This is a genomic window from Neisseria bergeri (assembly GCA_003044455.1).
Taxonomy (GTDB): domain Bacteria; phylum Pseudomonadota; class Gammaproteobacteria; order Burkholderiales; family Neisseriaceae; genus Neisseria; species Neisseria bergeri.
Genome location: POWY01000003.1, coordinates 201,176 through 209,815, shown reverse-complemented (window position 1 = coordinate 209,815; position 8,640 = coordinate 201,176). Strand labels below are relative to the sequence as shown.

The window sequence follows — 8,640 nt, the reverse complement described above, 5'->3', positions numbered from 1 at the left end:
CAAAACGGTGCGTTCAAGTCTGTGGACGAGTTGACGAAGGTGAAGGGCATCGGCCCGGCGGTGCTGGCGAAGCTGAAGGACCAGGCTTCGGTCGGCGCGCCCGCACCCAAAGCCCCCGCCAAACCGGTGCTGCCCGCGGCTAAAAAATAGGGCGGGAAATATGTATACTGCCGAATGGAATAGTAAGTCTGTTCAAAGAAATATGTTGAATAATCTGTTCTTATTGGAAGTAAAGTAATGACTGATAATAGGGGGTTTACGCTGGTTGAATTAATATCAGTGGTCTTGATATTGTCTGTACTTGCTTTAATTGTTTATCCGAGCTATCGCAATTATGTTGAGAAAGCAAAGATAAATGCAGTGCGGGCAGCCTTGTTAGAAAATGCACATTTTATGGAAAAGTTTTATCTGCAGAATGGGAGGTTTAAACAAACATCTACCAAATGGCCAAGTTTGCCGATTAAAGAGGCAGAAGGCTTTTGTATCCGTTTGAATGGAATCGCGCGCGGGGCTTTAGACAGTAAATTTATGTTGAAGGCGGTAGCCATAGATAAAGATAAAAATCCTTTTATTATTAAGATGAATGAAAATCTAGTAACCTTTATTTGCAAGAAGTCCGCCAGTTCGTGTAATGATGGGCTGGATTATTTTAAAGGAAATGATAAGGACTGCAAGTTACTTAAGTAGGCTTGTTTACAAATCAATCGATAGTGTTTTAGTATTTGTGCGGGTTTCCGCCTTGAGGGAATGAGAATCGTGTAATATTAAGCCTATAGTTATGACTCGTAATCCGTATCTGGATTGTTTCCGGATAAAAGAATAAACCCAATCGGTGGGTCGTTTAGGTTTATTTCATTGATTGACAGAGTTTTTGATAAATGGAAAGACAACGCTTTTTTAGGGGATGGTTTTGTTTTTCCCTCTGATATTGCCTATAGGTTTCTGCCCCTTCCGTTCTAAATATATTATCCGATTCGGATAAGTCGAATAAGGCACTTGATGCTAAGCCGATTACAAGTCGTTTCGATAAATCATAGGACATAATAAGGATATCTTTAGCCGTGGATTTATGGGGCATGGTAGCAAAAATCGTATAGGGGTGTACATTACTCATCTGAAAAGGTGAACAGATTTTATAATGCCGTCTGAAGATATTTTCAGACGGCATTATATTTCCAATTCTTTATAGGCTTGTATTTTGCCTATGTAATATAGTAATTTAAGGTATGTTTGCACTCTTAGACATAAGGACAATTGCAGCCTTCGTCTTTAATATACAAATCACTATCCAACTTCAACTATACCCAATAGTTTTCCGAACCGCGCATCTCCGCCCGATAACGCCCGGCGGAAGTTTTTCGGACATCGCGAACCTTGCCCTGTTGAAAACACAACAGGCCGCGTTCGGCGATATGGGGCGGGAACAGGTGGAGCGGATGGATACGGGGCATGGTTGGCTTCCAAGAAGTTTTTGAAATATGGGAAGTTTACTGGTTCAGATGACGTTTGGGGAGAGAGTGGCGAGAATCTTTGCTTTGTAAAGTGGCAAAAGGTCATCTGAAAATGGGTTTCAGACGACCTTTAGCTTGGGTGGAAAGGGAAGTGATCTAGAAAGACCGCGTGCGTGCGTACCGCACACACCCTACACACGGATTCCAAGTTTGGCGTGATTTGTAGGTGGAATGTGTTTCAAAAGGCACGCACGCGGTTTGATGCAGGCTACTACTTGCTGCCCGACATACCCAAATGAACCAGCAGCACGCCTGTGTCAAAACGAATCAGCAGGTATTTGGCGCGGCGGCGGCATTCGTGCACCACCAACCCGCGCAGGGTTTCGGGCAGCGCGGGCGGAATTTGCCAGCGCAGTTTGGGCTGGCGGACGGTTACGGCACAGACGGTTTGGCGGAGGATATGCGGGGCGATGCCGCGCAAGGTGGTTTCTACTTCGGGGAGTTCGGGCATAGCGGTAGGTACTGTGGTTTTTGGGTGGGGGATTATAAGGGGATGGGCAGCCTGAAAATCGGATTGTGGGTTTTTAGACTGCCTCATCTAGACTATTCATAAATTTTTCTAATTTTTTCCTCAAAATCTTCGGATAATTTAAATTCATCAGATTTAATATATTGTAGGGCTTGATATGGCTTTCCTGATTTGCTACTTGTATAACCAAGCTCCTCTTCTATATCGTTACTTAATTCAATGGCAATACCTAGTTCGTTAATAACCTCATCTAAAATTGCTTTTGTAGCAGAATCAGCAGCTTCAATTGCTTGTTGTTTCTTGCCTAACTGATGGTCTTTGTCATACACAGCAACATATGGAATACTAAACTTATTTAACAATCTAATATACAAAGGAATATTCTGTTTTGACCCGCAGTCAATAATAGTATAGCTGTATTTAAAAATACCTAATTGATTTGCCAGTGCGGGAATAACAACTTTATCTGTTTGTCCTTCTACTAAAATCACTTTTTCAGCAAAAAACAACTCCCCTCTATCTGGGTTAATCCAATAAGATAAGTTCCATTCACTCTTTTGGTTTCCATCGAATAAATCCTCCTCACATTGAGTTACTTTGCTACCAGTTTGTTCGTTCTCCTTTTTAATAATATAAATAGATTTATGCTTGTCCATACTGATAAGATTACTGGAATGTGTACATAAAATAACCTGACTGCCAGTTTCAGATAAGTTTACGAAGCTATCAAATAAAGCTCTTTGAGCTTGTGGGTGTAAATACAGTTCAGGCTCTTCAAAAATAAAATATCGAGATTTAGAGACTGCCCGATTAGTAGTTTCGGTATTATTTGAGTTCTGTAATTGACGTTTTGCAATCAATTGAATAAGGGCAATAGTTACAGCACGTTGCAAACCATGTCCTTTGCGTGCAATATCCGTTCGTGTTCCATCGTTAATCCACACAGAAGCACTTGATTTTAAAATTGCATCAATATCAGGCATGCTTAATTCAATATCAAAATTTGCATTCCAAGACGACAGCTCCTGTGAGAGTTCTTTTTCTAGGTTAGCTAATTGTTCAGGTCGAGCCTCATTTTCTACACCATCAACATATTTATTGAATGTAGAAAATAAATCTGTTAGCTGCTGTTTTGCTCCTTTCCAATCTGAATTATCTAAGGACATTGTTTCTACAACTTCACCAAGTAATTTCCCAAAAATACTTGTATCTTTTGAAGTAAAATCGTCAGCAGCATTCTTAATTGCTGGCAAGAAATAAATATCACCAAAAATTCCTTTAGCAACAGATTTAAGTCCCATAAAGTTAGTTGTTTCCAACTCATAATTAAATGAAAGAGTGGAATAATTTTTTTCAATATATTCTTTTTGAGCATCAATAATATGCTGTATTGTTAATCTGCCTGTATTGGGCAAATAAGGATGAAAAGCTAGACTGTTAGCCGTTTCTCGTCTCGTATAATTTCTTGCATTTTCTTCTTTTAAGTAGTCTTCTGAACAAGTTTGCACCCAACCTTTATATTCAAAACTGCCACCAAGATAAGCGGTTTTCCTAACTCTAATTGTTTTCTGTTGAGTTAAATATTTTTCAAATGTTGTTTTATCTTGTTCATCAAGCTCCATAAATTCTATTTCCACAAAAAGTTCCTTTGCTCCTTGTGAAAAGTCTAAATCTTGATGTTTAACTTCACCAAAAAAGAACAAAACAGCCGAAAGCAAGTTGGATTTCCCATGATTATTTTGACCGATAATAATCATCAAATCTTGTGCTGTAATTTTTAGTTCTTTAATAGAACGCCAGTTCTTGATTTCAATTGTCTTGATTTTCATGTTTTTTCCTTAATAAAAATTGTTAGCTTATTTTTAGGGAGATTGTAAAAAATCTAGAATAGGTTTAACTCACATAATTTTACTTATTCAACCCATCCCACTCCTTCATCAACCTCTTCACCGACACCGGATACGGCGTCTTCAATTCTTGAGCAAACAGCGACACCCTTAATTCTTCAATCATCCATCTAAATGCGGCGAGGTCGTCTGAAACGGGTTGTCCTTGTTTCATCAAGCCGTCGGTTTTTTCCTGCCACATTTGTTCCAGTTCTTGAATATCGGCTTCGCGGGCTGCGTCGCGGGCGGGGTTGCTGCTGTATTTTTCGAGGCGCAGGGTCATGGCTTTGAGGTAGATGGGGAGGCGCGGCCATTGTGCCCATGGGGTGTGGGTGGCGAAGCCGGGGGCAAGCAGGGTTTGCAGGCGTTGTCGCAGGAGGTGGGTCAATGGATGCTTGCCTAGTTTGCCGTTGAGTTCGGCGTAAGCGGCGGCGGTTTCCTGCAAGTAGCGGCTGAGAGCTTCTTTGACGGCGGGCAGGCGGCTGCGGGCGCGTTTGATTTGCTCTTTGAAGGCTTTTTCGTTGCGCGGCAGCTCGTCTTCGCCGATAAAGGCGCGGTCGCAGACGGCTTGGGTGAGGTCGTCGCGCAGGTTGTCGGCGTTGATGTGTTTGAGCAGCATGGCGGCTTGGGTGAAGCCTTGGATGCCTTTGTTCAGGTCTTTAACTTGTTCTTTTAGTTGTAGTTTCATGAGTTCGATCACGCCTAATCGGTGGGCTTGTTCGGCGGCGGGGGATGTGTCGAACAGGCGCAGGGCGATGCGGCCGTCTTTTTCTTTTTGCAGGCCGAGGTAGCCGGTGAGCTGTTGTTTGCCGCGGGCGAATTTGATGGATTCGGGCAGGGTGCCGATGTCCCATGCGGTAACGTTGTCGCGCTCGAATTCTTGGGTGTTGTCGCGGAAGGTGATGGCGGCGGCTTGGCCGAGCTGTTGTTGCAATTCGTGCAGTTTGCGGCCGCCGGCAAGCTCTTGTCCGCCGTCGTCGATGATGCGCAGATTCAGATAGCAGTGTTCGGGCAATTCTTGCGCCGCCCATGCGTCTTGGTCGATTTGCTCGAAAATCCGCATATCGCCTGCGCTTTTGGCGATAAAGTGCGCCAACTGGGGAATGATGGCCGCTTGGCGGTCGGGATTGCTTTCGAGGAATTTAGTGATGAAATCGGGTACGGGCACGCAAATGCGGCGGATTTGCTTCGGCAGGGCTTTAATCAGCAGCTGGATTTTTTCGCGCAACATACCGGGCACCAGCCATTCGAGCGACGGCGCGTGCAGGCGGTTGAGGACGGTCAGCGGTACGGTCATGGTTACACCGTCGAGCGGGTGGTGCGGCTCGAAGCGGTAGGAAAGTTTGAACTTGCCGTCTGCGGTTTGCCAGAATTTGGGGAATTGCTCTTCGGTAATGTGTGCGGCGGCGTGTTGCATCAAATCGTCGCGGCTGAGGAACAGCAGGCGCGGATTGTCGCGCTCGGCGGTTTTGAGCCAGGCTTCAAAGGTGCGGATATCGGCAAGGGGCAATGGTTTCAGACGGCCTTTTTGAGATGTAGGCTGCTTTTTGGGTTTGGGGTCGTCTGAAACATTTTGTCGGGTATGTGAACTCGGTTCGCGCTCGCAGTTGTCCGTATCTTTGGAATCTGTATGCATGGCTTGCGCCACACGCCCTGCGTTGCGCTGGTTTGCTTGTCCGTTTTGTCCGGCTGTCTTGTCCGACTGGGTTTGTCCGCCCTCTTCGCTTCCCCAAACGCCGCCTTTCGCGTCTTTCCACACCAGCTCGGGCAGTCGTTCGTGATAAAACGCAAACAGGGCTTCGTCGTCGACCAATACGTCTTGCTTGCGCGATTTGTGTTCGAGTTCGGTAATTTCTTTAATCAGCTTTTTGTTATGGGCAAAAAAAGCCGTCTGAAGATTGCTTTCCTGCGCCACCAATGCGCCGCGGATAAAGATTTCGCGCGCTTCTTCGGGGGCGATTCTGCCGTAGGACACGGGGCGGCGCGGTAAGACGGTCAGACCGTAAAGCGTTACGCGTTCGCTGGCGACGACTTCGCCGCGTTTTTGTTCCCAATGCGGCTCGAAATAGTGGTAGCGGACGAGGTGCGGTGCTTCTTGCTCTATCCATTCGGGCTGGATAACGGCGACGTCGCGCGCGTAAAGGCGCGTGGTTTCAACCAATTCTGCCGCCATCACCCATTTGGGTTTGGCTTTAAACAGGGCGGAGGCGGGAAAAAGGTGGAAGCGGCTGCCGCGCGCGCCGGTGTAGTCGTTGCCGTCGGGCGATTTCATGCCGACGTTGGCGATAAGGCCGGTGAGCAGGGCGCGGTGGATTTGTTCGTAGCCCGCTTCTTTGGCGGCGCGGATTTGGGCACGGTGTTGCTTCTTATCCAGTTGTTTTTGTTTGAGCTTTGCCGCCAAATCTTGGTCACCCTTGCTTTCAGACGGCCTTAATTGTTCTTGGGAAGGAGGTTGTCTAAACGCGGCTTCTTTGGTGGTCAAACCCATTTCAATCGCGGTTTGGGCAAGCTGGTGGTGCAACTCGCGCCATTCGCGCATACGCAGGTGCGACAGGAAATATTGGCGGCACCACTGCACCAGCTGCTTGTTGGACAAACCTTTGTCGCGCTCGCGCTGGAAACTGTCCCAAATATTCAGGTAGGCAAGGAAATCGGATTGCTTGTCGGTAAAGCGTTCATGCGCCTTGGCGGCGGCATCGCGCGCTTCCAGCGGCCGCTCGCGTGGGTCTTGAATCGACAGCGCGGATGCGATCACCAATATTTCCGCCATGCAGTCGTGTTTCTTCGCCGCCAGCAAAATGCGCGCGATTTTCGGGTCGATGGGCAGGCGCGCCATTTGTTCGCCGAGTTTGGTCAGGCGGTAGCGCGTGTTGGTACCGATATGGCCCGAACTGTTTTGCAGGCCGTCTGAAACATTGGCTGGGTTGGATCGTGCATCCGTGCCTGATCCGCGTACTTGGTTTTTCATATTTTGCATAGTCTTGTCGGTCGGGCATCTTCCCCGACATCATCTAAATTTGTCTTTATTGGTTTTCACGCCGCTTATTGCGGATAAACATATTCCGCCTTGCCGTCGCGAATGTTCAAGCTGCCTGCATCGCCTGTAATCAGATTGCCCGTTACCGAGCCTTCGCGACAACCTGAAACCGGCATATCGTAGCCCAACGTGTGAATCAGGAACGTTGAAAGCTGCTGATGGAAGGCAATCTCGCAAGGCGCAAAAGCCTGGTTGGCAGCCTGTTGCACGGCCTTATTCGGGCTGTACAACACCAGCGGCACGAAATAGCTGTCGGGCTGCACCGTGCCTTGATTGTAGATATCTTGGCGCACATACTGGCCATGATCAGAGGTATAGGCAAACAGCCAGTTGCCGTCAGGCTGCTTTTGCAGCTGCTCGAATACGGTTTGAATCATTTGGTCGGTTTTGTGGATGGTGTTGTCGTACTTATCCACAATATTGGCTTCGCCGAATACTTTATCTTGAGGCTGCAACAATGCGCCGTATGGGACGTGCGAACCGCGTTGGTGCAACACGATAAAATGCTTGCCCTGCTGCAAATTGATTTTGTCGAACAACGGCAGCAGCTTCTCATCGGGCATATTGTCGTCGTTGCCATAGCCAAGCTGCGTCGGCTGAATCAGATGGTCTATCCATTTCTTACCGATTAAGTTCAAAATTGCCATTTGGTTCTCAGCCTGAGCGCTGTAAAAATACGTCTCATAGCCCTGCTCTTTGGCGAGGCGGAACATATTGGTATCGCCGCCGCTGATTTGTTCCAAGCCGTTGGCATGCGGTATGACGTTAAAGAAGCTGGGCAGGGATACTGCCGTCATAAAGCCTGCGGAATAACTTTGTTTCACAATCGGCTTAAAATCGGCTTGCGACAGTCGAGTTAAAAATGGCGAAGTTTCGCGCCCGTAGCCAAACAATTTCAAATGTGCCGCACTTTCGCTTTCGCCCATAATCAGGACGATATTTTGAATACTGCCTTGCCCGATTTTGCTTGGCGCAGGCTGTTTGAACACAGGAATCTTGCTTAAATCAAACAACTGATACGGCAATACGCGTCCGACAAAATAACCGAAGCTGAAATAATTGGCTTTGATGCGGCTGTATGTCGGTTTGGGCGAAATACCGTGCTCTTGTTTCGTGTCGAACGAACGCACGAAAATCATCAGCATTAGGAAGGCAAACAGTATATCGGCAGAAAAATGCGTCTTGCGGCGGAACTTGGCAAGGCTGCAAAACAACACGACTTCCAACACGCCCCACAACGCAGGCAGCCACAACTTATCCAACATCGACGCGCCCGCGCTGCCGACTTCGGTAATCTCTTTCAGCATCAGCCAATAATTAATACCCGTTATCCAGCTTTGATAAACCGCGTAATGCACATTGTTGGCAATAATGCTGAACGCGAAAAACATCGCAATCAACAAACGCGTTGCCTTATAACGCGCAAATAGATACAGCGCAGCAATCACAAATGTCAGCGCAAATGTTTCCGCGATTTTCGCCGCCGGCAGGGTTTCAATCCCGAATACAAAGCGATAGGCAATTTCGCTGGCAGTAAGTAGAGATGAATACAGAAAGAGAACGAAAAGGGATTTTTTCATCATTCATATTCCAAATAAAAATTAACGGATTGAATACTGCCACCAACTTCAGCAACACCTGAAAACCGTCATTGATATACCGCGAATCGGGCATTTCCAAGAACGGGAAAATATCCAATAAAATATACATATTTTTTTGTCAATGGGTAGATGTGCC

7 protein-coding genes and 1 pseudogene are annotated in these 8,640 nt (G+C 46.8%); 2 read left to right on the top strand and 6 right to left on the bottom strand.

Going from position 1 to position 8,640, the window contains the following annotated elements; all coding sequences use genetic code 11:
* On the top strand, positions 1-150 hold a 150-nt coding region (locus tag DBY86_RS05450), incomplete at its 5' end, for a helix-hairpin-helix domain-containing protein (RefSeq protein ID WP_199901054.1).
* A gap of 87 nt (positions 151-237) precedes the next feature.
* A complete protein-coding gene (locus DBY86_RS05445; protein WP_096123570.1) occupies positions 238-687 on the top strand; it encodes a type IV pilin protein in 450 nt (149 codons plus the stop codon).
* Positions 688-847: 160 nt separating this feature from the next.
* On the opposite strand, the gene DBY86_RS05440 is transcribed toward DBY86_RS05445, so the two are convergent.
* From DBY86_RS05440 to lpt3, 6 genes and pseudogenes are all read right to left on the bottom strand, one after another.
* Complete coding sequence (locus tag DBY86_RS05440; protein WP_234403394.1) at positions 848-1,168, bottom strand: 5'-nucleotidase; 321 nt, start codon at positions 1,166-1,168, stop codon at positions 848-850.
* A gap of 130 nt (positions 1,169-1,298) precedes the next feature.
* Positions 1,299-1,451 carry a hypothetical protein gene (locus tag DBY86_RS13325; protein ID WP_199901053.1) on the bottom strand — a complete coding sequence of 51 codons (153 nt, stop codon included), beginning with the start codon at positions 1,449-1,451 and terminating at the stop codon, positions 1,299-1,301.
* A 277-nt stretch (positions 1,452-1,728) separates the two neighbouring features.
* Positions 1,729-1,962, bottom strand: a pseudogene (locus DBY86_RS05435) (DNA-formamidopyrimidine glycosylase family protein); the annotation flags it as partial.
* A 92-nt stretch (positions 1,963-2,054) separates the two neighbouring features.
* Positions 2,055-3,809 (bottom strand): AAA family ATPase, encoded by a 1,755-nt coding sequence (locus tag DBY86_RS05430; RefSeq protein ID WP_107819197.1) that lies wholly within the window; start codon positions 3,807-3,809, stop codon positions 2,055-2,057.
* Between the two features lie 79 nt (positions 3,810-3,888).
* Positions 3,889-6,843 (bottom strand): DUF3418 domain-containing protein, encoded by a 2,955-nt coding sequence (locus tag DBY86_RS05425; protein ID WP_107819196.1) that lies wholly within the window; start codon positions 6,841-6,843, stop codon positions 3,889-3,891.
* Between the two features lie 65 nt (positions 6,844-6,908).
* The gene (gene lpt3, locus DBY86_RS05420) at positions 6,909-8,486 is read right to left on the bottom strand and encodes a lipooligosaccharide phosphoethanolamine transferase (RefSeq protein WP_107819195.1); all 1,578 of its coding nucleotides are present in this window, start codon (positions 8,484-8,486) and stop codon (positions 6,909-6,911) included.
* Positions 8,487-8,640: the final 154 nt, after the last annotated feature.